Source organism: Baekduia sp. Peel2402 (assembly GCF_052567285.1).
In genome coordinates, this window is sequence record NZ_CP199582.1 from 277,824 (window position 1) to 303,512 (window position 25,689).

Consider the following 25,689-nt stretch of genomic DNA (forward strand, 5'->3'; position numbering starts at 1 on the left):
GGCTGGCTTTGGCATCAAGACATCAATCCGGGCCTCAAGGGGCGTCCGTTGGCCTCGGGGTTTGAGGGTTCGGGCCCGAAGGTCGTGCGTTTGGGGGTCCGGGTCGTTTTAGCGTCGTATATCGACGCTAACTCGACCCGGACCTCGGTTTCGAGGTGCGGGTCGCTTGGAGCTGGCATGTGCAGCTCTCAGCGACCCGGATCCCGGATTTCGAGGTGCGGGTCGCTTGAGCCGGACATATTCCGGTTGCAGCGACCCGGATCTCCGAAACCCCTGGTCCCTCGAACCCGGGCGGTCGAGGGACCAACCCTGGAGGCCGAGTCTGATGTCTTGATGCGCTGTAAATCCCCGCCGCCGGCAACGCCAACCACGACGATCCACACCCCAAACGGTCGCCACGCCACAACAGCCTCACGCCCTCGCTGCCCTCAACGCCGGCGTCGCCTAATCGGCCAGCGGCAGAGCAAACGACGCCGACGCTGGCGCCGCGCGCGCCGCCCTACGCGTGCGCCTTCGCCGCCGCGACCGCCAACCGATCCGCGCGGTCGTTCAGCGCCTTGTACGCGTGCTCCGCGCCGGTCTCATGGCCCTTCACCCAGTGCCAGCGCACGTCCGCGTGGCGGGCCATCTCGTCGTCAAGTGCGGTGACGAGGTCCTGGTTCTTCACCGGCTGGCCGGCGGAGGTCTTCCAGCCCTTCTTCTTCCAGCCGTGGATCCACTTGGTCATCGAGTCCAACAACAACGTCGAGTCGGTGACGATGCAGATCGTCGAGCCTGCCGGTAGCGATCGCATGCCCTCCAGCGCCGCGGTGTACTCCATGCGGTTGTTGGTGGTGTGCGACTCGCCGCCCGACAGCTCGATTGGCTCCGCGCCGTCCGGCCCGACGACGATCGCTGCCCAGCCGCCCGGGCCCGGGTTGCCGCTACAGGCACCGTCGGTCCAGATCAGGGCCTCGCCGGTGCGGGCCTCGACGGGCGTCTCGGGGGGACGCGAGGACTTCGCGCGACGACGGTAAGCGGGTGCGGAGGAAGGCATGCGGGGTGTGACTTTATGGGGACGGGTGGACGGCGAGATCGTGCGGCGATCGACGCACTCGCGGGTACGTTCCGCGCATGCCTGAACCGACCGAGCCCTGGCACGTCCTGAACGCCACCGAGCAGCCGTGGCACGCCGCCCCCGGGTGGGGCCGCTACGTCGACGTCGACATGCCCGAACGGCGCTTCGCCGACTACGGGATCAACATCCACGTGTTGGAACCCGGCGAGGTGAGCACGCGCTACCACGCCGAGGGCGGCCAGGAGGGCTTCCTGGTGTTGTCGGGCACCCCGACGCTGATCGTCGAGGGCGAGGAGCGAGTCCTGAAGCCGTGGGACTACTTCCACTGCCCCGCGTGGACACGCCACGCGTTCGCCAACGCGAGCGACGAGCCTGCGGCGATCCTGATGACCGGCGCGCGCAGCGACGGCAAGACGCCGGACTGCGTCTACCCGGTCGATCCGGTCGCGGCCCGTCACGGGACGAGCGTCGCGGAGGAGACCTGGGACTCCGAGGAGGCGTACGCCGGCACGCCCGAGACCGTCAAGGAGTCCTACAAGAAGGGAACCCTGCCCGGGGCGTGAAACCTCGACGCCCCGGGCTCTGTGGATTCCTAGTGCAACCGCAGCGCGCCGCCGCAATGGGGGCAGGTGCTGCGATGGCCATGGAGCTGCGCGTCCCAAAGACGCAGGCAGCTGCCGCAGATCAGTCGGATCATGGTCGATCCTTCCTGGTCGGCGCGATCAACGCGCCTTGTGCGGAGGCGAGCGCAATGCGCGCTCGCCGTCCGCAGTGCCGCGGGTCTGGCTTAAGGGCCTAGACCGGCGAGACGTTGACCGCGTTCGGACCCTTCGGCCCGCTCTCAGCCTCGTAGGAGACCTTCGCGCCCTCGGCGAGCGTACGGAAGCCGTCGCTGTTGATCGCCGTGTGGTGCACGAAGAGGTCCTTGCCCCCGTCGTCGGGGGTGATGAAGCCAAAGCCCTTCTCGTCGCTGAACCACTTCACGGTTCCGGTAGCCATCGAAATACCTCCACGTTGGTGCTCTGGTGCTGCGCGGAGGATGCTTCTAGGCAACGACTGCGGACACACGGGCACTGCTTCGCCGAGGTCTCTCCTCGGCCTGTACATCAACAACTGTAGCAGCGTCCGCCGATCGGTCTAGTCCGATCGGGTCAGCTTCCTGGTCTCGCTAGGATCTGTCGTCCGGCGGGCCGCCCACTGGACCGGGGTCTTCGGACCCAAACCTTGGCAACGCGCCGATCCTCGGATCGGCGGTCAGTCCGGGTGGTCTGGAGTGTGACGCCGCCCAGGCATACACACTCGTCCTGGGATGTTAGAAAACAGCGGTGGCCTATGACCGGGCGGAGGCGCTCGGACCCACGTTGGTCCGAGCGCCGTAATCCGCTTCAGGCTCCAGGCCGAGCGGCGGCCTAAGCCGCGTCTTTGAGCGCTTCGATCTCGCGGACCGTGGAGAGGTGCTCGAGCGCCCGGCGCTCGAGCGTTCGCACCTCGTTCTGGCGCAGGCCCATGCGCCGGGAGATCTCCTGGACGCCGACCGGCGCCTCTTCGCCGTCGAGCCCGTAGCGCAGCTCGACCACGGTTCGCTCGCGCTCGGGCAGCGACGCCAGCGCGTGGCGGACCGCCGTCTCGCGCAGCGACACCGTCACCTCTTCCTCGGGCGCAGGCGCGTCGGACGGCAGCAGGTCCCCGAACGCCGCCTCGCCGCCCTCGCCCACCGGCCGGTCCAGCGACGTCACGGTGCGCGCCATGTCCTTCAGCGCCTCGACGTCGCGCAGTGCCAGCTCGGCGCGCTCGGCGATCTCTTCAGCCGTCGGCTTACGACCAAGCTCGCTGGTCAGCTCCTTCTCGGCACGCGCGGCCTTGCGCTCGCGCTGGAGCACGTTGGTGGGGATGCGGATCGTGCGCTCCTTGTTCTCCATGCCGCGCTGGATCGCCTGGCGGATCCAGTAGGTCGCGTAGGTGGAGAACTTGAAGCCGCGACGCCAGTCGAACTTCTCGGCCGCGCGGATCAGGCCGAAGATGCCCTCTTGGATCAGGTCGAGCAAGGTCATGCCGTCGGTCGGGTAGCGCTTGGCGATCGAGACCACCAACGCCAAGTTGGAGGTGATCATCCGCTCCTTGGCGGCCTCGTCCCCGTTCTCGATCCGCTTGGCGAGGTCGATCTCCTCGGCGGCGGTCAGCAGCGGGTGGCGGCGGACCTCCTGTAGGAACAGCGACAGCGCGTCGGTGGTCGTGCTCGCCAGGTCGCCGTTGAGGTAGTGCGTGGCCGGGATCTCGGCACGCCCGCAGTCGTCGCTGAGCGCGATCCCGCGGCTGCGCGCCTCGTCCTCGATCTGGCCTTGGGCCTCATCGTCGAGGTCCAGTCGGGCCACGGTCTGGGCGATGTCCGCAAAGCACAGCGACCCGGCCTCCTCGGCCTGGTCGAGCAGGGCGGTCACCGCGGTGTGCTGCGTCGCGTCCAGCTGCATTGCCTCAGACCTACCCGTCCAGCCTCGTAGGATGCGCAGCCAATGCCAGGGTCAGCCGTCGAAGTCGTAGGTCTTGAGCGCACGTTCGGCGACTTCCGGGCGGTGGACGGCATCGACCTCGCGGTCGCGCCGGGCGAGGTGTACGGGTTCCTCGGGCCCAACGGCGCCGGCAAGACCACCACCGTGCGCATGTTGGTGACCTTGCTGCGGCCGACCGGCGGCCACGCGCGGATCGCGGGCTTCGATGTCGCTTCGCAGCCCGGCGAGGTGCGCCAGCGAATCGGCGTCGCGCTCCAGGAGGCGGCGCTGGACCTGCTGATGACCGGCCGCGAACTGATGGAGCTCCAGGCGACCCTGCACGGGATCCCGCGCCGCAGCGTGGCCGCGCGCGCCGCGGACCTGATCGATCGCGTCGGGCTCTCGGAGGCGGCCGAGCGCCGCGTCGGCACCTACTCCGGCGGCATGCGGCGCCGGCTGGACCTCGCGATGGCGTTGATCCACGCCCCCGAGGTCCTGTTCCTGGACGAGCCGACGACCGGCCTTGACCCGACGTCGCGCTCGACGCTGTGGGACGAGGTCCGCCGGCTGCGCGACGAGGGCACGACGGTCTTCCTGACCACGCAGTACCTGGAGGAAGCCGATCAGCTCGCCGATCGCGTCGGGATCATCGACCACGGGCGGATCGTGGCCGAGGGCACGCCGGCGGCGCTGAAGGCCGAGGTCGGGCGGCCGCACCTGGACATCACGTTGTCGCGCAACGGCGGCGACATCGAGCCAGACGCGGAGGCCGCGGGGCGCGCCGTGGCGCCCTACGGCGATCTCTGCTCGGCGGCGCCTGGCGTCCACGTGTCGTTGCGCGTCGAGTCCGGCGCTGCGGCGATGGCGCCGGTCGTGCGCGCGCTCGACGAGGCCGGCTTCACGGTCGAGGGCATCGAGCTCGTCCGCCCCACGCTGGACGACGTCTTCGCGGAGAAGACCGGGCACCGGATCGAGGGCGCCGCGCCGGCGCCGGCGGCCGTCTAAGTGCTCACCGGGATCGCCTCTCCGTCGTGGGCGCTCGCGGCGCGGACGCTGCGCAACATCCTGCGCCGCCCGCAGTTCCTGGCGCCGCTGGTGCTGATGCCGACGCTGTTCCTGGCGATCAACACCGGCGGGCTGCACCGGTCGACCGACCTGCCGGGCTTCCCTGAAGTCGACGGCTTCCTGGACTTCCAGCTGGCCGGCGCGATGACCCAGTCGCTGCTGCTCGGCGGCGTCATGCAGGGCATCGGGACCGCGCTGGAGATCGAAGGCGGCTTCTTCGATCGGCTGGTCGCCTCGCCGATCCCGCGCGTGTCCATCGTGCTCGGCCGGATCCTGGCCGGGACCGCGATCGCCGCCGCGCAGGTCGTCTGGTTCCTGATCCTCGGCGCGGTCTTCGGCGTGTCGTTTCACGGCGGCGTGCTCGGCGTCTTGTTGGTGATCTTGATCGGGGCGATCGCCGGGACCGGCTTCGCCGCGCTCGGCGTGCTGATCGCGTTGCGGGCGCGCAACGCCTCGACCGTCCAGGGGATCTTCCCGCTGGTCTTCGTCGTGCTGTTCGTCTCCAGCGCGTTCTTCCCACGCGCGCTGCTGGAGGCGCCGGCCGACTGGTTCGCCGACATCAACCCCTTGTCCTACGTCGCCGACGGGATGCGCGACCCCATCATCTCGGGGATCTCGGCTGCGCCTGTTCTTGAAGGCCTTGCGGCGGCGGTCGGGCTGGTGCTCGTGTTCGCCGCGCTTGCGGTGCTCGCGCTGCGCGGAAGGCTGCGCAACGCATGAGGCGCTCGCTGGCGGTCATCGGCGCGCTCGTGCGGCGGGCGCTGAACGAGCTGACGCGCGTGCCGGGCGCGGCGCTGCCGGGCGTCCTGGCGCCGTCGATCTTCTTGGTGGGGTTGAGCGGCGTGTTCGGCGAGGCGGCCCAGCTGCCGGGCTTCGACGCCACCGACTTCCGCACGTTCATCGTTCCTGTAGGCCTTTTGCAAGGAGCGGCGTTCACGGGCGCGGCGACCGGCGTGAACCTCGCGCGCGACATCGAGCGCGGCTGGTTCGATCGGCTGATGGTCTGCCCCGCGCCGCGCGTGACGATCCTCGCGGGGCTGGTGGCGAGCGCGGCGCTGCGCGCGTTGCTGCCCGCGACGTTCCTGCTGATCGTGGCCTTCGCGCTGGGCGTCGACTGGCCGGGCGCCGGCGCGCTGGCGATCGACGCGCTGCTGGTGATGGGCCTGGCGACCGCGATGGCGCTGTACGCGGTCCTGGTCGCGTTGAAGTTCAAGACCCAGCAGGCGGCACCGCTGATGCAGACCGTCGGCTTCATGGCCGTGCTGTTCACCACCGCCTACGCGCCGATGGACCTGCTGGCCGGCTGGATGCAGGCGATCGCCACCGTCAACCCGGTCACGCAGGTGCTGGATGGCGTCCGGCAGGGCTTCGTCGCGCACGTGACGTGGGCCGAGACGTGGCCGGCGCTGCTGGCCACCGTCGGCCTGGTGGGCGCGCTCGGGGCGCTCGCCGTGCGCTCGATGCGTCGCGTCGGCGTCTAGCACGGCGCTTTGCGGTTATGGATCCTGCAAGGGATCTTGCGCTTTGCAGGGATTTCGACTGGTAGAACGACGGCGTGCCGAGCCGTTCGGAGACGAACGGACGGGGGACCCACTGCGACCGCATCCCGGTCGCCGGGGCGAATCACGGTCCGGATGACCGCGTAGCGCCGTCTGTACGGCGCGAGCCCGACAGCTCACCTCGTAGGCGCAGCCCCCTATGCCTGTTCCCAGATCCCGCCACGCACTGGTCCCGCTCCTCGCGGCGGCCGCCATCTCGCTTCCGGCTGCCTCAGCGGCTGACGCCAAGCCGCTGAAGAAGGGCAGCCACGGCGTGCGCGTCAAGGTCCTGCAGCGCGACCTCGGCCTCTCCCCCGCCGACGGCATCTTCGGCAAGGGCACCTACAAGGCCGTGCGCCGGTTCCAGCGCAAGCACGGGTTGTCGGTCGACGGCATCGTCGGCACGGTCACCTGGCGCTTGGTCCACCAGTCCGGCAAGGCGCGCGCCGCGTCGCGCGCCGGCGGGACGTCGCGCGCTTCGCGTGGCGGCGGGTCGTCCTCCCGTGGCGGCTCGGTGCGGCTCCTGCAGCGCAAGCTCGGCATCGCCGCCGACGGCGTCTTCGGACCCGGCACCGCGAGCGCCGTCAAGACCTTTCAGCGCGCCCACGGGCTGACCGCCGACGGCGTCGTTGGCCCCGGCACATGGTCGGCGCTCGGCGTGACCGGCACGCACCCGGTGCTCAAGCGCTCCGGCATCGGCGGCGTCCGGGTGGTCCCCCGCCACGTGATCCTCCTGCGCCGCGCCGTCGCGGCCGCCAACCGCATCCAGTTCAAGCCCTACATCTACGGCGGCGGCCACGGCTCCTTCACGGCGGCCGGCTACGACTGCTCGGGCACCGTGTCCTACGTCTTGCACGGCATGGGCCGCCTGGGTCGCCCGATGGACTCGGGCGAGTTGATGTCCTACGGCAAGCCGGGTCGTGGCAAGTACGTCACGATCTACGCCAACAGCGGCCACGCGTTCATGGTCATCAACGGCCGCCGCTACGACACCAGCGGCCGCTCCGCCAGCGGCTCGCGCTGGGGCCCGGGGATGCGCTCGACGGCGGGCTACGTCGCGCGGCACCCGTCGGGCCTGTAGGCGCGACGCCCGCTACCAGGGCACCAGCCCGTCGCGGTCCTGGAAGGTCTGCGTCGGGCCGTCCTTGCCGACCTGCGCCATCGCCACGATCGCGTCGGTCCCCTCGGTCACCGTCTGGTGGCCGGAATGGCCGTTGAGGTCGGTGGCGGTGTAGCCGGGGTCGACGACGTTGACGCGGAAGCTCGGCAGCGCGCGAGCGTACATGTCGCTCAGCGCGACGACGGCGGTCTTCGACGTCGGGTAGCCGAGGCTGATGATGGTGTTCTCGACGCGCGACGTGTCGTTGTTGACCGCGAGCGATCCGAGGCCGCTTGCGACGTTGACGATCACAGGGTTCTCCGACTCCTCCAACAACGGCACGAACGCCTGGGTGACGCGCACGACGCCGAAGACGTTGGTCTCGTAGGTCTTGGCGACGTCGTCGGCGGTCGTGTCGCGCAGCGCGGCCATCGGGCCGACGATGCCCGCGTTGTTGATGAGGACGTCGAGGCCGGTGCCCGCGTCGCGGATCGTCTGGACGGCGGCGGCGACCGAGGCGTCGTCGGTGACGTCGAGCTGCACGAAGCGCGCGCCGAGCTTGTCGGCGGCGTCCTGGCCCGCGGTGGCGTCGCGGGCGCCGACCCAGACGTCGTGCCCGGCGTCGATCAGACGGCGGGCGGACTCGTGGCCGAGGCCCTTGTTGGCCCCGGTGATCAAGGTGGTGGTCATGCCTCCAGGGTGCGCCTTGGACCGTCGCGGCAAAAGAGGACGCCGGTTCCCTGGGACTGGCAGGGCGACGATAGGCGCGCCGGAGTGCGCGACAATGGAGCGCATGGAGACGCCTCCGCAGTGCCTGGGAGAACCAGCCGCGCCAGGGGCGCGACCGTGCTCCGAGCTCGCCGCCTGCCTGCGCACATGGCGCGACCGCCTCTCCCCCGCCGACGTCGGGCTGCCGAGCGGCGGCCGGCGCCGCGCGCCCGGGCTGCGGCGCGAGGAGCTGGCGCAGCTGGCGGGCGTGTCGGTGGACTACCTGGCGCGCCTGGAGCAGGGCCGGGCCGCGCACCCGTCGCCGTCCGTGCTGGCGCCGCTGGCCCGTGCGCTGCGGCTCAGCGACGACGAGCGCGCGCACCTCTTCCGCGTCGCTGGGCAGGCCGAGCCGCTGGCCGGGACGATCAACCGCCACCTGACGCCGTCGGTGCAGCGCGTGATCGACCGGCTCGGCGACGTGCCGGTGATGGTCATCGACGCGGCCTACGAGGTGGTGGCCGCCAACGCGCTGGCGATCGCGCTGGTCGGCGACAAGCGCGACCTGGGCCCGCGCGAGCGCAACATCGCCTGGAGCCAGTTCACGGGCGCGACGACGCGGTTCGTGCGCAGCTCGGAGGAGTCCCGCAGCATGGACTGCGAGGTCGTCGCCGATCTGCGCGAGGCGCGCGGGCGCTACCCGGAGGACGTCGTCCTGCGAGAGCTGATCGAGGATCTCCTGAAGGCCTCGCCGAAGTTCGCGGAGCTCTGGGAGCAGGCGCCGGTCGCGCCGCGCACGTCATCGCGCAAGTCGGTCGACCATCCCGAGGTCGGGCGGATCACGATCGACTGCGACATCCTCCAGGTCCGCGGCAGCGATCTGCGGCTGATCGTCTACACCGCGCCTCCGGGCTCGCCCGACGCCCAGGCGCTCCAGCTGCTGGCAGCGATCGGGACGCAGTCGTTCAGCGCCTCGTAGTCTCGGAGGCGTGAGCACCTACCGCGCCGAGGTCGACGCGATCCTGGCGGGCGCGCGGGCTGAGCGGGCCGCGCTGCTGGCGGCGGTCTCCGAGGAGCTGCGCGCGTCGCTGCCGGTCGACGCGACCGGGATCACGCAGGCGATCGAGCACCTGGCGGGCGCCGTGGCGCTGCGCGACGAGCTGGCCGCCGAGCAGGCGCTCGGACACCGCGCGAACCCGGCGGTCCTGCACGGACGCGTCTTCGGCCGGACACCGCTGTCGCCGGACACGGTCCTGGCGGCGTTCGCCGACGGCGCGCGCGTCCGCGAGGGCGTGCTCGCGCACCTGGCCGAGGCGATCGGCGGCGGCGAGCTGGCGCTGCGCGTGCGCGCGGCGCTGGCGTTGCATCCACCGCCCGAGGTCGTGGCCGATGAGGGCGCCACGGCGGCGCTGCGCGAGGCGTATGCGGCTCAGGAGCGGGTGGTCGCCGACCTGGCGACCGAGCTGGACGCCCAGGCGGCGTAGTCCTACGCTTGGGTGCATGTGCCGCAACATCCGCACCCTGTACAACTTCGCGCCGCCGGCGTCCGAGGACGAGGTCCGGGCCGCGGCGCTGCAATACGTGAGGAAGGTCAGCGGCTTCACGAAGCCGTCGCAGGCCAACGAAGAGGCGTTCGACCACGCGGTCGCCGCGATTACGGCGGCCACCGAGGAGCTGCTGGGGTCGTTGGTGACCAACGCGGCGCCGAAGGACCGCGAGGTCGAGGCCGACAAGGCGCGCAAGCGCGCGCAGGCGCGCTACACGCTGGTCGCGAAGGCGAGCTGAGGGCGCGGCGCCGCGCTAGCGGTGCTTCGAGGCGCGGCGGGCGCGCTTGGCGGCGCGCTTCTTGGTGCCGCCGCCGGTGAAGTCGTTGACGTAGGTCCCGGCCTCGCCGCGGATGCCGTCCTGCGGCGCGCCGTCGGCGATCCCGATCCCGATCTGGGTGAACGCGCCGTTGAGGATGTTGGCGCGGTGACCGGGGCTGTGCATCCAGCCGTCGACGATCGACTCCGGCGTGGCCAGCGAGCCCGAGCCCCAGGCGATGTTCTCGCCCGCGGTCCAGGAGCCCGACGGCAGCCAGCCGGCGGCCTTGATGCGGTCCATGAACGTCCCACCGCCCGGCGAGACGTGGTCGAAGAACTCGCGCTCGACCATGTCGGCGGCGAACTTGTCCGCGGCCTTGTCCAGCACCGCCGACCGCGTCAGCGCGCCCAGCCCACGGCTCGTGCGCTCCTTGTTGAGGAGGCAGAGCGTCGCGTCGGCCGCGGCCGGATTGCTGGCCGAGACGTCCGTGTTCGCGCACGCGGCAGCCGATGCGGACGGGACTCCGACCGCCAACGCGGCGGTCAGCGCAACCAGCGGGGCGAGGATGTGACGCAGTCGAGGCACTGCGGTGTCTATCGATCGCCTTTCGGCCGCGCGCGAGCAGAGTGCGCCTCGCATGGACGTCTGTTCGGTCCGGCAAACGACACATCGGCGTGGCGGATCGCGGTCCGGCGTCGTTGGGGAGGCGATGGCCGCCGCCGAGCACCCTGTCGCGCAGGCCCACGCGCCCGGCCCGATTCACTCCTACGGCGGCTGGGCGGCGTGGCAGGACACGACCGCGGACGGCAAGCGCTACGTGATCCGCGTCCGCGCGCCCGGCGGCAGGGTCACCACACGGCCGGAGCGCGCTCGCGTCCAAGAGGGCGACAGCCCGATCCCCGTCGGCATCCCGTTCGACCTCGGCCCCGACGCGGTCGGCCGGCCGTCGATCGTCGTCTCGGTCTGCGAGCCGGCCGGAGCGAAGTGCCGGATCCGGATCGGGCGGCTGCCGTTGATGCCCTCGCGCCTGGTCGGCCAGACGTCGCAGGCCGCGCGTCCTGCGACGTCGGTGACGCTCTGGCGCGGGCGCCTGGCGTGGACCGATCGCGAGGATGACGACGACGCGGTCGCGATGCGCTTCGGCCCCGGGCTGCGCCCGCGGATCCTGCACCCGTGGCGTGGCCGGATCCCAGCGCGGCAGCCCAAGTCCTACCCGAGCATGCGCGAGCTGGAGCTGCGCGGTGCGCGGCTCGTCTCGGTGATCCAGTACGTCGACTCGCGGGTCGGCGGCAACGACGCGCAGAAGGTGGGCGTTCAGAACGTCGCGACCGGGCGGCGGCGGACGCTGGCGACCGTCGGCGCCGGCGAGGGCGGACAGTCGATCCTCGCGCCGCAGTTCTTCGACGGGCGCACGCTGGGCTGGCTGACGACGTGCCTCGGTGACTCGAGCGGCTGCTCCGGGCCGAAGTGGGGCTTCGTCCGACGCGACCTGCGCACGGCCGCGACGCGGATCGTGCCCGACCACCACGCCCACCACGGCTGGGCGCCGATCGGGCCGCGAGCGGTCCTGACGGGCCCGGAGACCTGCGGTGGCGATGTCACCCCGTACTGGGAGTGCGTGATCAAGGAGCGCGCGCTGGGTCTTTAAGGGTGGCGGCGTCCCCGGCTGTGCGGAGCCGGGGACGCACGCCGTTGGCCGCCATTGTCCGGTCCAGCGGAGAGACGGCGACCAAGGTCCGTAAGTACGAAGGTGCTACGTGCTCACCCGATCATGAGCGACGTCCGGTCGCTCGGATCGACACGGACCGGGACCGTCGCGCCAGGCTGGAACGAGGGGATCGCGATCCGGGAGATCGTCTGGCGGTGCGTGACCGCGTAAGGCTCGGTGCCGTTGAGGGAGACCGCCAGGTCGAGCTCCACGGTCGGGTTGTCGTTGATGGTCATGCCCGTGTCGCGGACGGCGGTGATCGTCGCGGAGGCAACCTGGCCGTTGGCCATCAAGTGCTGGGCCTTCTGGCCTTCGGCCTGCATGCTGCCGAGCATCTCGTTGGCCTGCGCGACGCCGTCGCGCATCTGGCGGAAGCCGCCCATCACGCCGCGGTGCTCCGGCGGCGTCATGGCCTCGGCCTGCTTCTGCAGGTTTTTGATGTCCTTCAAGAACCCCATGTTGATCGTAAGCTCCTGGTGTGTCGGGGAGGGAGAGGGTGTCTGCCCTCCCAAACCGCCGTCCGGTGCGGCGCTTACGCGAACCTATGGGGCGATCGGGCGCGCGTCAGTATCGATGCGGTCTCACGCGCGCGGGGTCATCAGCGCGACCCGCGCGCCGAGGCCGGCGGCGCGGTCGAAGACCGCGATCTCCCGGCCTGGCTGGACGGCGGGGCGTGGCGCGGAGAGGTGCGGGCCGAAGGCGGGCGCGCTGAGGTCGGGCGCGACGAGCGTGATGCCCCAGATGGAGGCCGCGCCGCCGTCGGGCGGCGGCTCGGGCGGACCGACGACCTCGAGCACGCACTCCTCGAAGAGGAAGAAGCCCTGGCGCAGGGTGTCGCTGGCGTCGCGGATCCGGCGCAGGGTGAAGCCGGAGGCTTCGAGCGCCTCGAAGGTGCGGGTGGTGTCGGGCGTGGCGAGGACGACGTGGTCGATCGCGGTGACGCCGTTGGCGTGGGTTGCGGCCGCCGCTTGGCCTGGAGGCGCGGCGACCGTCGTGGGCACGCCTTCGAGCGTTCCGTCGCCGTCGGGCACGGCGCCGGAGAGGGTCCAGCTGAAGAAGCCGTCGCCTTCGTCCCGCAGCCGCACCTCGGTCGCGCCGATCCCGACGACGTTCCTCTCACCGATCGCGAACCCGGCCTCGCCCCACGCGACGGGCGAAGCGGCGAGGTCGAGGGCGAGCAGCCGCGGTCGCGCGTCGCTCACGCCCGCGTCTCCTGTGCCTCGTGCAGCGCCGCGTAGCGCCCGCCGCGCTCCAGCAGCTCCTCGTGCGTCCCGGTCTCGACGATCCGGCCGCCGTCGAGCACCACGATCTGGTCGGCGTCGCGCACGGTCGACAGCCTATGGGCGATCGCGATCGTCGTGCGCCCGGCCGCGAGGTGGTCCAGCGCGTCCTGCACGGCGCGCTCGGTCTCGTTGTCCAGCGCGCTGGTCGCCTCGTCCAGAACCAAGATCGGCGGGTTGCGCAGCACGACCCGCGCGATCGCGATCCGCTGCTTCTCGCCGCCGCTGAAGCGGTAGCCGCGCTCGCCGACGGTCGTCTCATAGCCCTCCGGCAGCGACGCGATCAGCTCGTGGATCTGCGCCGCGCGCGCCGCGGCTTCGAGCTCGGCGTCGGTCGCGTTCGGCCGCGCGAAGCGCAGGTTCTCGCGCACGGTCGCGTGGAACAGGTAGGTGTCCTGCGAGACCAACCCCACCGTCTCGGCCAGCGACGCGAACGAGACATCGCGCACGTCGGTGCCGTCGATCGCCACGCGGCCCGCGCCGACGTCGTACAGCCGCGCGACCAAGTACCCCAACGTGGTCTTACCGCTGCCGGTCTCCCCCACGATCGCCGTGAACGACCCGGCCGGGACGGTCAAGTCAATGCCATCAAGTGTCGGCGGCCCATCGGGGTCGTAGCCGAACGTGACGGACTCGAACGCGACCTCCCCGCGGACGTCGTGGAGGGTGCGCGGGTGATCGGCCTCCGCGAGGTCCACCGGCAAGTCGAGGTACTCGAAGATCCGGTGGAAGAGCGCCAGCGAGGACTGAAGGTCGACCGACACCGACAACAACGATCCGATCGGGAACAGCAGCCGCGTCTGGAGCGTTGTAAAGGCCACCAACGTGCCCACCGAGATCGCCGACGTCTGGCCGGCGAACCAGTAGACCAACGCGGGCATGATCGCGAACGACATCTGCACGGACGCCATCCGCCAACGCCCCGCCATGCGCGAGCGCACTTCCAACGTCGCCAGCTCGCGGGACTCGGCGGAGAAGCGGTCGGCCAGCTCCTCCCCGCGGCCCATCGTCCGGCCGAGCAGGATCCCGGAGACGCTCAGCGACTCCTCGACCAAGGACGACATGTCGGCCACGCGCCCCTGCCGCTGGGCGGTGATCTTGCGCCGCTCGCCGCCGACGCGCCGCGTCATCCACACGAAGAACGGCAGGACGGCGAGGCTGAACGCCGCCAGCCGCCAGTCCAGCGCGAACATCGCGGCGATCGTGGCCAGGACCGTCGTGACGTTGGAGACGATCGACGTCGCGGTCGAGGTCACCACCGACTGGATCCCGCCGATGTCCGACGCGATCCGCGACTGGACCTCGCCGGTGCGCGTGCGCGTGAAGAAGGCCAATGACAACCGCTGGAGGTGGCGGTAGACCGCGGCGCGGAGGTCGTGCATGACCTCCTGGCCGACCACGTTGGACAAGAACGTCTGCGCTACGCCGAGCGCGCCGGTGATCACGGCCACCGCGATCATCCCGAGCACGAGCCACGTCAGCAGCCCGGTGTTGTCGTTGGGGATCGCGTCGTCGAGGACCTCGCGCAGCAGGAACGGCGAGATCAGGCTGATGCTGGCGCTGAGCGCGATCAGCGCCAGCACCGAGCCCAGCCTCATCTTGTAGGGCTTGAAGAGGCGCCCGATGCGCCGGAGCTCCGAACGGCGGCTCGCCGTCGTCTCCGGCTCGGTCACGCGGCGGTGCCTGGCGCGGCCAGGCGTCCGTCAGCGACGTCGGCGACCTCGTCGAATACCGACGCCAGCCGGCCGGCGATCGCCGGCCAGGAGAAGCGCTCCTGGGCGGAGCGGCGGGCGCGGCGCCCGCGGCGGCGGCGCTCCTCGTCGTCAGTGAGCGCGGCGGCGATGGCGAGGCTCAACGCGTGCTCGTCGTCGGGTTCCACGAGCCAGCCGGTCTCGCCGTCGTCGATGATCGAGGCTGGGCCGAAGCGGTTGACGGCGACCGCGGGCAGCCCGCAGGCCATGCCCTCGACGAGCACCGACCCGAACTGCTCGCGGACCGAGGCAAGGACGTTGACATCGGCGGCCGAGAGGAAGGACGGGAGCGCGTCGTGGCCGTGCCAGCCCGCGAGGAAGACGCCGCGCGCGCCGGAGGCGGTGATCGCGTCGGCCGGGTGCTCACCCTCCCACTCGCCCGGGTAGCCGCCGAGCAGGACCAGGGACGCGTCGGCCGGCAGCAGCCGCTCGCGCTGCCCGCGCGCCCAGGCGCGGACCAGCAGCCCGAGGCGCTTGACCGCGGTGAAGCGGCTGACGGCGATCGCGACCGGTCCGCCGCCGACCAGCGGCGCGATGTCGGCCGCTGTGTAGTGCGCCGAGCCCTCGTCTTCACCGGGCAGCCAGCCGCGCGGTTCGTCGACCAGGTGGCGGCGGTAGTGGGCGGCGCGGTCGATCGCGATGCGCTCGAAGCAGGTCGGGTCAAAGCCGTTGGGGGTGACCACGCAGCGATCGGCGCCGACGCCGAGCAGTTCCTCGACGCGCGCGATCTGCGACCGCTCCAGGACGAGGATCTTCGCCGAGTCCTGCGCCCAGCGGCGCATCCGGCGGGCCCATGCCTGAGCGTGCGGCCAAGGGGCGCCGTCGGCGATCGCCTCGAGCATCAGCAGCTCGGTCCCGTGCAGGTGGGTGACGACCGGGACGTCCGGCGCGACGCGCGCGGCCGCCTCGTGGATCGGCGTCAGGTGGTGGAGTTGTAGGACGTCGGCGCTGTTGGCGTCGGCGTCTTCAAGCGCGTTGGCCCAGGCGTCGACGTGCTTGTTGTAGGTCTCGTCGTCGACCGCTGCGAAGACCTGGTCCGCTGCGCCCGGCCGGTCCTCGTAGGACGGATGCAGCGGCGCGTCGCCGGCATCGAAGTCCACCGGCCGCACGTCGAGGCCATCGAAGAACGTGCGGGCGTCGCCGAGGCCGGAGGAGCGCGAGCCGGTCACGAGCGTGACGTCCCAGCCGTGGTTTGGCATCTCGGTGGCGAGTGCGCGGGTGACATGCGCTGAGCCACCCCTTGGGAAGAACATCAGAGCGGAGAGCGCATGCACGCTCTCTGTTGTACAGCAGACCGGAAAGGTGACTGTCGTCGGGGATGGTGGTGCGGGCGTTTCGGGAGGTGACTGTCGGAGTGAGTGTCGGCGCGGGCGCTTAAGACGGCGAGGGCGTGAGGCTGTTGGGGCGTGGCGACCGCTTGGGGTGTGGATCGTCGCTGGGGGCGATTCCGGCGGCGGGGATTTACAGCCGCATCAAGACATCAGACTCGGCCTCAAGGGCGGTCCCTCGGCCGCTGGGGTTCGAGGGATCAGGGTTTCGGAGATCCGGGTCGCTGAGAGCTGCATATGCCAGCTCGCAGCGACCCGCACCTCGAAATCGGGATCCGGGTCGTTTTATGGTCGATATACGACGCTAAAACGACCCGGACCCTCAAACGCGCGTCCTTCGAGCCCGAACCCTCAAACCCCAAGGCCAACGGACGCCCCATGAGGCCCGCAATCATGTCTTGATGCGCTGTTCATCCCCGCCGCCGGCGGTGCCCCTGGCGACGATCCACACCAGAGACGGTCGCCACGCCTCAACGGCCTCACGCCCCTTCGCCGCAAACCCCAGCGCCTCGCGCAGCGCCACCAACGCCGCAGGCCCCTCAGCGCCGCCGAAACACCAGCGCCGTCGGCACCGTCCGCCCACCCGGCAGCGCCACCCCGTGCGACTCGCGCGGCACGTTGCGCAGCCGCCCGCCGCAGACCAGCGACGTCGAGCCCCCACCATCCAGGTTCATCGCCTGCACCGCGCCCAGCGCGGCCATCGCCTCGGCGAGCTCGTCGATCCGCAACCCGGCCTCGTCGTCGGCGCGGCCGTCGCAGGCCACCGCCAACAGCTCGCCGCGCCGCGTCACGCCCACCGCGGCGCGTGGGTGGCGGCCGTCGGTGATGTCGGAGTCAAACTGCGAGGCGCCGGCCGAGAAGCCCTCCTCGTCGCCGCGGACGACGGCGCCGCCGCGCACCAGCAGCGGCCCGGCCTGGAGGAGATCGCCGGGCGGCGACGTCGGAAATGCGGCGCGGCGCGCGATCGCCACGCTCGTCCCGTCGACGCTCAGGCACGCGCGCATCCCGTCGAACGGCGCCGTGAACGGCACGTGGCGCCGCGCGACGCCGCCGGTGCGCAACTCGCCGAGCGGGATCAGGTCCGGGCGCTCGTAGAAGCCGCCGACCAGCGCCTCGTCGAAGCCGTTCGCGCGGCAGAACGCCTCCAGCGGCGCGGGCTGCCGCAATCGCACGACACGCAGCTCGAAGCGGCGCAGGTCGTAGCGGGCCACGTAGAGCGTGGTCCGCGCACCGTCGGCCAGGCGCAGCCGTTCGCGGCGCAGGTGGCGGAGCCGCGGCTGCGGTGCACGCAGCGGCGTCAGACGGGAGGACAAAGCAGCCATGGGCGCGGACACAGAGTCGGTCGTGGGGTCGAGCTCGCGGTGAACGAGTGGTGAAGCGTCCGTTCGACGGACCTCCGCGGAGCCCTGCGAAGGCTAGGACTCGCATCGGCGGTTGGTCTGATCAGCGTGAGGACGCGGACGAGCGGCGGCGCGCCCGGAACTCGCGGCCCTTCACCCGGTTGCCGCAGATCTGCATCGAGCACCACTGGCGCGAGCGGTTCTTCGAGCCGTCGAAGAAGACCCAGCCGCAGTGCGGCCCGGGGCACGCCTTCAGACGCGTCCAGGTGCCGTCGGCCATCGCCTCGGCGACGACGGCGACCACCAGCGCGAGCGCGTCGTCGGGCCCGTCACCGACCGGGACGTGGACGGGCGCGTCGCCGGCCACGGAGACCCGCAACGCCGCGCGCGCGGCGGCCTCATCCAGGACGGCGAGCTCCGGCGCGCCCGCCGGCGCTGGCGTCGGATCGTCGTGATGGCGTCGCGCCAGGTCGCGCACCGCCTCGCGTAGAGCAACAGCCCGCAGGCGGTCCGCCTCGCCCACGTCGCCCCCGCCGAACCCGCGCGCCGCCAGCCACGCTGCGTACTCATCTGCATCGCCCCACTCGTCCGCCCCGTCGCGGTCCAGATCCCAGAACGCGTTGGCGAACGCCTGCACGAGCCCGAGCCGCCCCGGCGCGGGCGACCGGCCCGACGGTTGGGGTCCGGGGTCGAAGCGATCCATTGCGCCTTTAGTCTTGCGCACAACCACCAAAGATGTCTACGCTGGTTACGTCGTGCCCGACGAGACGCCCGAGCCTCCCCTGCGCACCTGCCCGCATTGCGGGCTCGAGGGCCGCACGCGGTACGAGCGCTGTCCGCACTGCCAGCGCTCCTACTACACGGCCTCGCGCTCCACGCTCCAGCGGCGCTGGCTGATCGCGGGCGTCATCGGCGTCCTGATCCTCGCCGGCGCCGGCGTCGTCGGCCTGCTCGCGCTGAGCGACCGCGACGATCGCGAGGCACGCCAGAAGGCCGAGCAGACCCGGCGCGTCGAGGCCCTCAAAGCGCGCCTCAAGAAGATCCAAGCTCCCCACCACGGCGCGGCGCCGCGACTCAAGCCCGCGGCCGACGCCACCGACGACCAGCAGCTCGCCGCGCGGCGAGCGCTGGTCGTTGCCGTGGAGGACCGCATCACCGCCGACGCGCAGGCGCGCGAGAAGACCGGTGAGCTCGACGGCCCGATCAAGGACACCGTCTGCGGCCCGATCCTGAAGTCCAAGGAGGCGATCCCCGACGATCGCGTCCTGACCAAGCCCATCGGTCGTTACGACTGCGTGGCGATCAAGAAGCACGTCACGACCGCAGACAACACCAAGGTCGCCGAGCTCGGCCACGCGTTCGTCGCCGCCCTCAACTTCAAGACCTACACCTACACCTGGTGCCGTAACACGCCGGCCCAGGGCGAGGCCGGCAAAGCATTGGTGTTCGTCCGCCTAGAGCGCGCCTGCCTGGCCGCGACCGGCGCCGCGCTCGGCACGGGCTACGTCGCCGAAGACGGCGACATCGGCGAGACCGAGACGTCCCGCTAGCGCTAGCGGTTCTTCTTGCGCGCTTGGCGCGACCGCTTGGCCGCCGCGCGGTTCTTGGCCTTGCGCCGCTTGAGGTCCACTTCCTTGCGCTCACGCGCAGCGTCCTGCTCCTCGGTCTTCTCCTCCGACGGCGCGCGGTTGCGGGCGTCGGTGAGGATCGCCCACGCGATCCCGAGCAGCAGGATCCCGCCACCCGCGAAGATCAGGATCTGCTGCCACGGATCGAGGCCTTCGTCCTCGTCAACCGCGGTCGAGGTCGTGGCGGTTGGCGTCTGCTGCTGTGGAGCGGCCTGCGGCAGGGGCGCGAACGGGGTTGCCTGCCCGTGCGCGGCGACCGGAACGGCGCAGGCGGCCAGGCAGATCAGGAGCGTGAAGCGGCGAAGCATCGCGCGCATCCTGCCACGTCTACGCCCGCGCGGTGATGCGAGCCCACTGCCGATAGGCTGCGTAGGACATGCCGCCCAAGCAGCGCCAGATCCGGATGCAGCAGACCGGCGGGCTCCAAGCCATGCAGCAGCTGGAGACCCGCAGCGACGAGGAGCTCGAGCGCGAGCAGAAGTTCAAGGCCGCCGCGCAGGCGATCTTGGGCGCCCGCGCCGCCGAGCGCTACGACGCCAAGGCCTCCCGCGAGCACTTCCGCAAGGCGCTGGCCTCGGCACGGCCGCAGGAGCGCATGGCGCTGCGCCGCATGGCCGACGCGTCGCTGGCACTCGCCGAGCGCCGGCCGGACGATCTAAAGGCCGCGGTCGAGCGCCTCGGCCAGGAGGCACCGTCCTCGCGCCAGCTCTTCCTGCTGCGCGCCATGGGCCTCGTCGCGCCGCCGAAGTCGGCGGGCACGTTCGCCCGCGTGCGCGGCATCGCGATCATCGTTGGCCTGGTCGTCGCGCTTGTCCTCGTCGGCACGCTGATCGCCAAGCTGATCGCGTGGCCGCTGGGCGGCGTCTCGATCCTCGTCGCGGTGTGGCTCGGGATCCTGATCGTCATCGTCGCGCTCGTCGTGCTGGCCCTGCTGGGCCGGCGTCGCCAGGCGCGCGCGCAGGCCTCTCGCGGGTCCTAGTCCGCCGTGTGCGGCCGCTACTCGCTCGCCACGCCGGCCGGGAACGACCTCCGGTCGCGCTTCATCGGCCTCGGCGAGTCGCTGGAGATCCGTCAGCGGTTCAACGTCGCGCCGGGCGACGACGTCGTCGCGGTCACGACCTCCAAGGAGGGCGAGCCGCGCGGCGAGCTCCTGCGCTGGGGCCTGGTCCCGTTTTGGGCCAAGGACGTCAAGGTCGGCTACAAGATGATCAACGCGCGCTCGGAGACGGTTGCCGAGAAGCCCGCGTTCCGCGACGCGCTGAAGACGCGGCGCTGCCTGATCGTCGCCGACGGGTTCTACGAGTGGCAGGCGCGCGCGGACGGTTCGAAAGGCCGCAAGCGCCCGTTCCACATCACGCGGGCCGACGGCGCGCCGTTCGCCTTCGCGGGGCTCTGGGCGTCCTGGCACGGCGATGGCGCCCCGGACGAGGGGCTGCGGTCGTGCACGATCATCACGACCGAGGCCAACCAGAAGATCGCCGACATCCACGACCGGATGCCGGTGATGCTGCCCGACGCGGCGGCCGAAGAGGCGTGGCTGGACCACGGCACGCCGGCGCCGCTGCTCCAGGAGCTGCTCGCACCGCTGCCGGAAGCGATGACCGCGCGGCGTGCCGTCAGCTATGCGGTCAGCGACGCGCGCCACGACGCGCCGGACTGCCTCGAAGACGCATCGCCGGAGGACGACGCCACGGCCGTCTCCGGCCCCGGCGACGACGCGGCTCCCACGCTCTTCTGAATCGCTCCGCTCCGGCGCGGTAGGGTCGGATCTACGTGACCTTGACGACCGCCCGCCTGCGCTTGCGCCCCCTCGGCCCAGCCGAGATGCAGGCGTTGTTGGAGGGCGTGCCGGTGCCCGGCCTGCGCTGGGCGGAGGACTACCCGCTGGACGGCACGCTGGTCGCGGTCGCGATGCAGGAGGACCTCGTCAAGCGCGGTGTCGATCGCGGCGGCTTCTGCCATTACCAAGTGGTCTTGAAGGACGAGGACGTCGTCATCGGCGACGTCGGCTTCCACGCGCCGCCCGACGAGCTCGGTGAGGTCAGCGTCGGGTTCGGGATCGTGCCCGCCGCGCGACGCCGGGGCTACGCGGTCGAGGCGCTGCGCGCGGTCCTGGAGTGGGCGCTGCAGCAGCCGGAGGTGCGCTGCATCCACGCCGACACCGATCTGGTGAACCTCGCCTCCCAGCGCGTGCTGGCGGCGGCCGGAATGCTCCTGGCCGCCGATGAGGGCGACCGCAAGGTCTTCGAGATCCAGCGCGACGCGGCGTGAGCGGCGCCGCGCGCATGCTGTCCGAGCTGGTCGCGGGCTACGACCACGTCCTGCTCGACCTTGACGGCTGCGTCTACGTCGGCGACGAGGCGACGCCGGGCGCGGTCGAGGCGCTCGCCGCGCTGCGCGCCGCCGGCAAGGGCATCGCGTTCGTGACCAACGAGGGGCGCCGCAGCGGCGAGGAGTTCGTCCGCAAGCTCTGGGGCCTGGGCTTCCGCGCGTCTTTGGAGGAGGTCGTGACGGTCGGCGGCGCGGTCCAGCACGTGCTGGCCGAGCGGCGCGACCGCTGGCGCTCGGCCTTCGTCGCCGGCGCGCCGGTCATCCACCAGCACGTGATCGACGCGGGGCTGAAGGTCGTCAACGGCCGCGACGTCCCCGCCGTGCCGGATGTCGTCGTGATCGCCACCCACGACGGCTTTGACTACGACGAGCTGCGCGAGGCGGTCCAGGCCGTCCTCGGCGGCGCGGCGCTGGTCTGCGCCGGCCGCGACCCGATCTTCCCGATGCCTGACGGCATGTGGCCCGGCACCGGCGCGGTCGTCGCCGCCGTCGAGGCCGCCACCGGCGTGACCGCCGAGAACCTCGGCAAGCCCGCGGCCCAGCCGTTCCTGACGGCGCTGGACCGCCTCGGCCCCGGCCGTGCGCTGGTCGTCGGCGATCGTCTCGACTCCGATCTCGCCGGCGCTGCCGCCGCGGGCCTGGATGCCGCGATCGTCCTGACCGGCGCCACCACCGCCGCCGAGGCGCGCGCAGCGCAGGACCCCGCACCCGTCGCGATCGCTCCGACGCTCGCCGAGCTGATCCTCGGCTGAGTGATCCCAGGCCCGCCCGCCCCGGCGCGCCGCCCCTCGTCCCGATCCGGCAGGATGGACGGCGCATGATGTCCCGCCCGCGGCCCGTCGCCCTGCTCGTCAACCCCTCGGCCGGCGGCGGCCGAGCGCTGAAGGCGCTGCCCGCCGTCGAGGCGGAGCTGACGCGGCTCGGCGTCCCGTTCCGGGTCTTCCAGACCGAGTCGATCCGCCACGCGATCGAGCTGGCCAACGCCGCCGCCGACGCGGGCGAGGTCGCCGTGCCGCTGTCCGGCGACGGTCTGGTCGGCGCGGTCGCCACCGCGCTGCGCGGCCGCGAGGACGCGATCATGGGGATCCTGCCCGGCGGCCGCGGCAACGACTTCGCGCGCGTCATGGGCATCGGCCGGGATCCAGTCGTCGCGTGCGGATTGCTGGCGCACGGCGTGCCGACGCCGATCGACGTCGGCGAGGTCGTCAGCGAGGGCACCAACGAGCCGGCACGCACGTTCGTCGGGATCGCGTCGGTCGGCTTTGACTCGGTCGCCAACAAGATCGCCAACGAGGCGCCGAGCGTCCTCGGGCCGATGGTGTACGCCTACGCCGCGCTGCGCGCGATGGGCAGCTTCAAGCCCGCGACCTTCGACGTGACCGTCGACCGCGAGCGCCGCACCTTCCAGGGCTGGTCGGTCGCGGCCGCGAACGGGAAGGCCTACGGTGGAGGCATGTACGCGGCACCGGAAGCCCGCCTCGACGACGGCGCGCTCGACGCCATCATGTTCTCCCCGTCCTCGCGCCTGCAGTTCATCGCCTGCCTGCGCGATGTGTTTAAGGGCACGCACCTCGAGCGCGAGGCGATCACGATGCGCCGCGGTGCCGAGGTCCGGATCGCCGCCGACCGCCCGTTCACCGTGTACGCCGACGGCGACCCGATCGGCGAGCTGCCCGCGACGATTCGCGCCGTCCCGGGAGCGATCCGGGTCCTGCTGCCCGCATGACGCTGCTGGGGGCCAAGGTCGCCGCCGCGCGCGCCGCCGGCGCGCTGTCCCGTCGCACCGGCCGGGGCGGGACGTCGCTGCCGGGCAAGCTGCTGCTGCGGCTGGAGCCGGATGCGGTGGCGTCGCTGTCTGGCCGCTTGTCGAATGGGTCGGCGGTGATCTCCGCCACCAACGGCAAGACGACGACCGCCGCGATGGTCGCCTCGATCCTGGAGCGCGGCGGGCACACGTTGGTGCACAACCGCGCGGGCGCGAACATGGCCGGCGGGATCGCGGGGACGCTGCTGGAGGCGGCAGGCTCGCGAGGCTCGATCGCGGGCGACACCGGCCTGTTCGAGATCGACGAGTTCTGGCTGGACCGGCTAGTGCCGCAGATCCGGCCGCGCGCGTTGTTGTTGGGGAACCTGTTCCGCGATCAGCTGGACCGCTATGGCGAGTTGGACATCATCGCCGACCGCTGGGCGGGCGTCGTCGCCGAGGCGGCGGACACCACGTTGGTGTTGAACGCGGATGATCCGCTCGTCGCCGACCTCGGCCGCGCTCGCTCGCCGGAGTCGGTCGTCTACTACGGCGTCGAGGACCCGGCGATGGCGCTGGACGGGATGGCGCATGCGGCCGACTCCAAGCACTGCCGCCGCTGTGGCGCGCCCTACCACTACGACTTGATCTTCTTGGGGCACTTGGGGCATTACCACTGCGACGCCTGCGGGGCGACGCGGCCGGCGCCGTCGGTTGCGGCCGAGCAGGTCGTGCTGGACGGGCTGCGGGGCGCGCGGGTGCGCTTGCGCCTCCCTTCGGCCACGGTCGACGTGACGCTCCCGCTGCCCGGCCTCTACAACGTGTACAACGCGTTGGGCGCGGCGGCGCTGACGACCGCGCTGGGCGCGTCGCCGGAGGACATCGTCGCTGGCCTGGCCGCGGTCTCCCCCGCGTTCGGCCGCGCGGAGACCGTGCGGATCGCCGACCGCGACCTGCTGCTGTTGTTGGTGAAGAACCCGGCGGGCGCGAACGAGGTGCTCCGAACCCTGGCCCTTGAACCCGGCGAACACGACCTGCTCGCGGTCCTCAACGACGGGATCGCCGACGGGCGCGACGTCTCCTGGGTCTGGGACGCCGACTTCGAGGTCCTCGCCGGGCGGTTGCGGCGCGTGGTCTGCAGCGGCACGCGCGCGGCCGAGATGGCGGTGCGGTTGAAGTACGCGGGCGTGCCGGAGGAGCGGCTGGTCGTCCAGCCGGCGTTGTCCACCGCCTTGGACTCCGCGGTCGCCGACGGGTCCGGGCGCCTGGTCGCGATCCCGACCTACACCGCGATGCTCGAGCTGCGCCGCGAGCTGGTCGGGCGCGGGATCGCCGGGAGCTCGTTCGGATGACCGACGCCGCGGTGGTCTGGCACGACGTCGAGTGCGGGTCCTACACGGAGGACCTGGAGCTGTGGCGAACGTTGGCTTCCCAAGCCGAAGGTCCCGTGTTGGACGTCGGCGCGGGCACCGGGCGCGTGACGCTCGACCTCGCCGCGCGCGGGATCGACGTGACCGCGCTGGACAGCGAGCCCGCCCTTCTGGCCGCGTTGACCGACCGCGCGACCGCCGCGTCGCTCTCGGTCTTCACGCTCGCCGCCGACGCCCGCGCCTTCGCCACCGACCGCCGCTTCGCGCTGATCATCGTGCCGATGCAGACGATTCAGCTCCTCGGCGGACCCGACGGCCGCGCGGAGTTCTTGCGCGCCGCCCGCGCGCACCTGACCGAGGACGGCGTCGTCGCGGCCGCGCTCGCCGACGCGCTGGACAGCTTCGAGGGCGAGACCGACGGCCTTCCGGAACCCGACGTCACCACGGTCGACGGCATCACCTACACCTCGCTTCCGCTCGCGGTCGTCGACGAGGGCGACCACGCCGCGATCCACCGCCTGCGCCAACGCTCCGACGGGGCACCCGAGGAGCACGACGTCATCCGCCTCGCCCGGCTCTCCCCCGCTGAGCTGGCCGAGGAGGCCGAACCGCTCGGCCTGATCGCCGAAGAGGCGCGGCGGATCCCGGCCACCGACGTCTACGTCGGCTCCACGGTGGTGATCCTGCGCAATGAGTAAGAGCACCCTGCGCGTCTGCGCGCTCTACCCCGACCTGATGAACATCTACGCCGACCGCGGCAACATGCTGCTGTTGGAAAAGCGCTGCGACTGGCGCGGGATCGGCTTCGAGCTGACCGCGGCGACGATCGGCGACGAGGTCGACCCCGACGCGCATGATTTGTTCTACCTCGGCGGCGGTCAGGACCGCGACCAGCAGCTCTGCGCCGAAGACCTGTACACGTTGAAGCGCGAGCCTCTCCACGCCGCGGCCGACCGCGGCGCCATCGTGCTCGGCATCTGCGGCGGGATCCAGCTGCTCGGCGACCACTACGAGCTCGGCACCGAGCGCGTCCCCGGCATCGGCCTCGTCGACCTCGTCACCAAGCGCGCCATCGACGGCTCGCGCCTGATCGGCAACGTCGCGATCGAAGTCGACCTCCCGGGCCTCGACGGCCCCCGCACCCTCGCCGGATTTGAGAACCACGGCGGCCGCACCCACCTCGGTCCTGCCGCTCAGCCCCTCGGCCGCGTCCTCAAGGGCCACGGCAACGACGGCACCTCCGGCTTCGAAGGCGTCAAGAAGAACAACATCATCGGCACCTACCTCCACGGCCCGCTCCTGCCCAAGAACGCTTGGTTCGCCGACTACCTCCTCGCCACGGCGCTGCAGCTCGACCCTTCGTCGCTTCAGCCCCTCGACGATCGCCTCGAAGACGCCGCCCACGCCTCAGCCCGCCGCGCCGCGGGCGTCTGAGCGCTCCGACATACTGCGCGGC

At 71.7% G+C, this 25,689-nt stretch carries 30 protein-coding genes and 1 riboswitch; of the genes, 18 read left to right on the top strand and 12 right to left on the bottom strand.

What is annotated here, in order from left to right; genetic code table 11:
• Nucleotides 1-499: 499 nt before the first annotated feature.
• Complete coding sequence (locus tag ACT01A_RS01400; RefSeq protein ID WP_445150452.1) at nt 500-1,036, bottom strand: ribonuclease H family protein; 537 nt, start codon at nt 1,034-1,036, stop codon at nt 500-502.
• A gap of 77 nt (nt 1,037-1,113) precedes the next feature.
• On the opposite strand from ACT01A_RS01400, the gene ACT01A_RS01405 reads away from it, so the two are divergent.
• The gene (locus tag ACT01A_RS01405; protein WP_445150453.1) at nt 1,114-1,620 is read left to right on the top strand and encodes a cupin domain-containing protein; all 507 of its coding nucleotides are present in this window, start codon (nt 1,114-1,116) and stop codon (nt 1,618-1,620) included.
• Nucleotides 1,621-1,852: 232 nt separating this feature from the next.
• Here the strand turns inward: ACT01A_RS01405 and ACT01A_RS01410 are convergent, their stop codons facing one another.
• Together ACT01A_RS01410 and ACT01A_RS01415 are read right to left on the bottom strand one after the other, a co-directional pair.
• The gene (locus ACT01A_RS01410) at nt 1,853-2,056 is read right to left on the bottom strand and encodes a cold-shock protein (protein WP_324910849.1); all 204 of its coding nucleotides are present in this window, start codon (nt 2,054-2,056) and stop codon (nt 1,853-1,855) included.
• Between the two features lie 410 nt (nt 2,057-2,466).
• Nucleotides 2,467-3,525 carry a sigma-70 family RNA polymerase sigma factor gene (locus ACT01A_RS01415; protein WP_445150454.1) on the bottom strand — a complete coding sequence of 353 codons (1,059 nt, stop codon included), beginning with the start codon at nt 3,523-3,525 and terminating at the stop codon, nt 2,467-2,469.
• 42 nt (nt 3,526-3,567) lie between these two features.
• On the opposite strand from ACT01A_RS01415, the gene ACT01A_RS01420 reads away from it, so the two are divergent.
• From ACT01A_RS01420 to ACT01A_RS01435, 4 genes are all read left to right on the top strand, one after another.
• Complete coding sequence (locus tag ACT01A_RS01420; RefSeq protein WP_445150455.1) at nt 3,568-4,548, top strand: ATP-binding cassette domain-containing protein; 981 nt, start codon at nt 3,568-3,570, stop codon at nt 4,546-4,548.
• Nucleotides 4,549-5,328, top strand: coding sequence for an ABC transporter permease (locus tag ACT01A_RS01425; RefSeq protein WP_445150456.1), 780 nt, complete (start codon nt 4,549-4,551; stop codon nt 5,326-5,328).
• Nucleotides 5,325-6,089 (top strand): ABC transporter permease, encoded by a 765-nt coding sequence (locus tag ACT01A_RS01430; protein WP_445150457.1) that lies wholly within the window; start codon nt 5,325-5,327, stop codon nt 6,087-6,089. Before ACT01A_RS01425 ends, ACT01A_RS01430 begins: the two co-directional genes overlap by 4 nt.
• Before the next feature lie 75 nt (nt 6,090-6,164).
• A riboswitch (cyclic di-AMP (ydaO/yuaA leader) is annotated at nt 6,165-6,297 on the top strand.
• A gap of 9 nt (nt 6,298-6,306) precedes the next feature.
• Nucleotides 6,307-7,227 carry an NlpC/P60 family protein gene (locus ACT01A_RS01435; RefSeq protein WP_445150458.1) on the top strand — a complete coding sequence of 307 codons (921 nt, stop codon included), beginning with the start codon at nt 6,307-6,309 and terminating at the stop codon, nt 7,225-7,227.
• A 12-nt stretch (nt 7,228-7,239) separates the two neighbouring features.
• Here ACT01A_RS01435 and ACT01A_RS01440 read toward each other — a convergent pair whose 3' ends face one another.
• The gene (locus ACT01A_RS01440; protein ID WP_445150459.1) at nt 7,240-7,935 is read right to left on the bottom strand and encodes an SDR family NAD(P)-dependent oxidoreductase; all 696 of its coding nucleotides are present in this window, start codon (nt 7,933-7,935) and stop codon (nt 7,240-7,242) included.
• Between the two features lie 103 nt (nt 7,936-8,038).
• Here ACT01A_RS01440 and ACT01A_RS01445 point away from each other — a divergent pair, with 103 nt between their 5' ends.
• From ACT01A_RS01445 to ACT01A_RS01455, 3 genes are read left to right on the top strand one after another with little or no spacing between them, the layout of a single operon-like run.
• The gene (locus ACT01A_RS01445) at nt 8,039-8,929 is read left to right on the top strand and encodes a helix-turn-helix transcriptional regulator (protein ID WP_445150460.1); all 891 of its coding nucleotides are present in this window, start codon (nt 8,039-8,041) and stop codon (nt 8,927-8,929) included.
• A gap of 10 nt (nt 8,930-8,939) precedes the next feature.
• Nucleotides 8,940-9,434 (top strand): hypothetical protein, encoded by a 495-nt coding sequence (locus tag ACT01A_RS01450; protein ID WP_445150461.1) that lies wholly within the window; start codon nt 8,940-8,942, stop codon nt 9,432-9,434.
• Between the two features lie 16 nt (nt 9,435-9,450).
• Nucleotides 9,451-9,735, top strand: a complete 285-nt coding sequence (locus tag ACT01A_RS01455; protein ID WP_445150462.1) for a DUF2277 domain-containing protein — start codon at nt 9,451-9,453, stop codon at nt 9,733-9,735.
• A gap of 15 nt (nt 9,736-9,750) precedes the next feature.
• Here the strand turns inward: ACT01A_RS01455 and ACT01A_RS01460 are convergent, their stop codons facing one another.
• Entirely contained in the window at nt 9,751-10,338 is a 588-nt protein-coding gene (locus tag ACT01A_RS01460; RefSeq protein ID WP_445150463.1) for a CAP domain-containing protein, read from the bottom strand.
• A gap of 124 nt (nt 10,339-10,462) precedes the next feature.
• Between ACT01A_RS01460 and ACT01A_RS01465 the strand changes: the two genes are divergently transcribed.
• Nucleotides 10,463-11,401: a hypothetical protein gene (locus tag ACT01A_RS01465; protein ID WP_445150464.1), complete on the top strand. Its 939-nt coding sequence runs from the start codon at nt 10,463-10,465 to the stop codon at nt 11,399-11,401.
• 113 nt (nt 11,402-11,514) lie between these two features.
• Here the strand turns inward: ACT01A_RS01465 and ACT01A_RS01470 are convergent, their stop codons facing one another.
• The 6 genes from ACT01A_RS01470 to ACT01A_RS01495 all read right to left on the bottom strand — a co-directional run bounded on the left by ACT01A_RS01470 (nt 11,515) and on the right by ACT01A_RS01495 (nt 17,863).
• Entirely contained in the window at nt 11,515-11,910 is a 396-nt protein-coding gene (locus tag ACT01A_RS01470) for a hypothetical protein (protein WP_445150465.1), read from the bottom strand.
• 132 nt (nt 11,911-12,042) lie between these two features.
• Nucleotides 12,043-12,663, bottom strand: coding sequence for a glyoxalase (locus tag ACT01A_RS01475; protein WP_445150466.1), 621 nt, complete (start codon nt 12,661-12,663; stop codon nt 12,043-12,045).
• Nucleotides 12,660-14,414 (bottom strand): ABC transporter ATP-binding protein, encoded by a 1,755-nt coding sequence (locus tag ACT01A_RS01480; RefSeq protein ID WP_445150467.1) that lies wholly within the window; start codon nt 14,412-14,414, stop codon nt 12,660-12,662. The genes ACT01A_RS01475 and ACT01A_RS01480 overlap by 4 nt, the downstream gene beginning before the upstream one ends.
• Entirely contained in the window at nt 14,411-15,745 is a 1,335-nt protein-coding gene (locus ACT01A_RS01485) for a glycosyltransferase family 4 protein (protein WP_445150468.1), read from the bottom strand. Before ACT01A_RS01485 ends, ACT01A_RS01480 begins: the two co-directional genes overlap by 4 nt.
• A gap of 614 nt (nt 15,746-16,359) precedes the next feature.
• Nucleotides 16,360-17,133, bottom strand: coding sequence for a phosphodiester glycosidase family protein (locus ACT01A_RS01490; protein WP_445150469.1), 774 nt, complete (start codon nt 17,131-17,133; stop codon nt 16,360-16,362).
• A 130-nt stretch (nt 17,134-17,263) separates the two neighbouring features.
• Entirely contained in the window at nt 17,264-17,863 is a 600-nt protein-coding gene (locus ACT01A_RS01495) for a CGNR zinc finger domain-containing protein (protein WP_445150470.1), read from the bottom strand.
• 52 nt (nt 17,864-17,915) lie between these two features.
• On the opposite strand from ACT01A_RS01495, the gene ACT01A_RS01500 reads away from it, so the two are divergent.
• Nucleotides 17,916-18,710 (top strand): hypothetical protein, encoded by a 795-nt coding sequence (locus tag ACT01A_RS01500; RefSeq protein ID WP_445150471.1) that lies wholly within the window; start codon nt 17,916-17,918, stop codon nt 18,708-18,710.
• A gap of 2 nt (nt 18,711-18,712) precedes the next feature.
• On the opposite strand, the gene ACT01A_RS01505 is transcribed toward ACT01A_RS01500, so the two are convergent.
• Nucleotides 18,713-19,096: a hypothetical protein gene (locus ACT01A_RS01505; protein WP_445150472.1), complete on the bottom strand. Its 384-nt coding sequence runs from the start codon at nt 19,094-19,096 to the stop codon at nt 18,713-18,715.
• A gap of 68 nt (nt 19,097-19,164) precedes the next feature.
• Here ACT01A_RS01505 and ACT01A_RS01510 point away from each other — a divergent pair, with 68 nt between their 5' ends.
• The 8 genes from ACT01A_RS01510 (at nt 19,165) to ACT01A_RS01545 (ending at nt 25,667) form a co-directional block, all read left to right on the top strand.
• On the top strand, nt 19,165-19,767 hold the full coding sequence (locus ACT01A_RS01510) for a hypothetical protein (protein WP_445150473.1): 603 nt from the start codon (nt 19,165-19,167) through the stop codon (nt 19,765-19,767).
• Nucleotides 19,768-19,773: 6 nt separating this feature from the next.
• Nucleotides 19,774-20,526 (top strand): SOS response-associated peptidase, encoded by a 753-nt coding sequence (locus ACT01A_RS01515; RefSeq protein WP_445150474.1) that lies wholly within the window; start codon nt 19,774-19,776, stop codon nt 20,524-20,526.
• Between the two features lie 35 nt (nt 20,527-20,561).
• Nucleotides 20,562-21,059, top strand: a complete 498-nt coding sequence (locus ACT01A_RS01520) for a GNAT family N-acetyltransferase (RefSeq protein ID WP_445150475.1) — start codon at nt 20,562-20,564, stop codon at nt 21,057-21,059.
• Nucleotides 21,060-21,073: 14 nt separating this feature from the next.
• Nucleotides 21,074-21,871: an HAD-IIA family hydrolase gene (locus ACT01A_RS01525; RefSeq protein ID WP_445150476.1), complete on the top strand. Its 798-nt coding sequence runs from the start codon at nt 21,074-21,076 to the stop codon at nt 21,869-21,871.
• A 65-nt stretch (nt 21,872-21,936) separates the two neighbouring features.
• Complete coding sequence (locus ACT01A_RS01530; RefSeq protein WP_445150477.1) at nt 21,937-22,845, top strand: diacylglycerol/lipid kinase family protein; 909 nt, start codon at nt 21,937-21,939, stop codon at nt 22,843-22,845.
• Nucleotides 22,842-24,215, top strand: coding sequence for a MurT ligase domain-containing protein (locus ACT01A_RS01535; RefSeq protein WP_445150478.1), 1,374 nt, complete (start codon nt 22,842-22,844; stop codon nt 24,213-24,215). The genes ACT01A_RS01530 and ACT01A_RS01535 overlap by 4 nt, the downstream gene beginning before the upstream one ends.
• Entirely contained in the window at nt 24,212-24,931 is a 720-nt protein-coding gene (locus ACT01A_RS01540; protein ID WP_445150479.1) for a class I SAM-dependent methyltransferase, read from the top strand. The genes ACT01A_RS01535 and ACT01A_RS01540 overlap by 4 nt, the downstream gene beginning before the upstream one ends.
• A complete protein-coding gene (locus tag ACT01A_RS01545; RefSeq protein WP_445150480.1) occupies nt 24,924-25,667 on the top strand; it encodes a type 1 glutamine amidotransferase in 744 nt (247 codons plus the stop codon). Before ACT01A_RS01540 ends, ACT01A_RS01545 begins: the two co-directional genes overlap by 8 nt.
• The last annotated feature ends 22 nt before the right edge of the window (nt 25,668-25,689 follow it).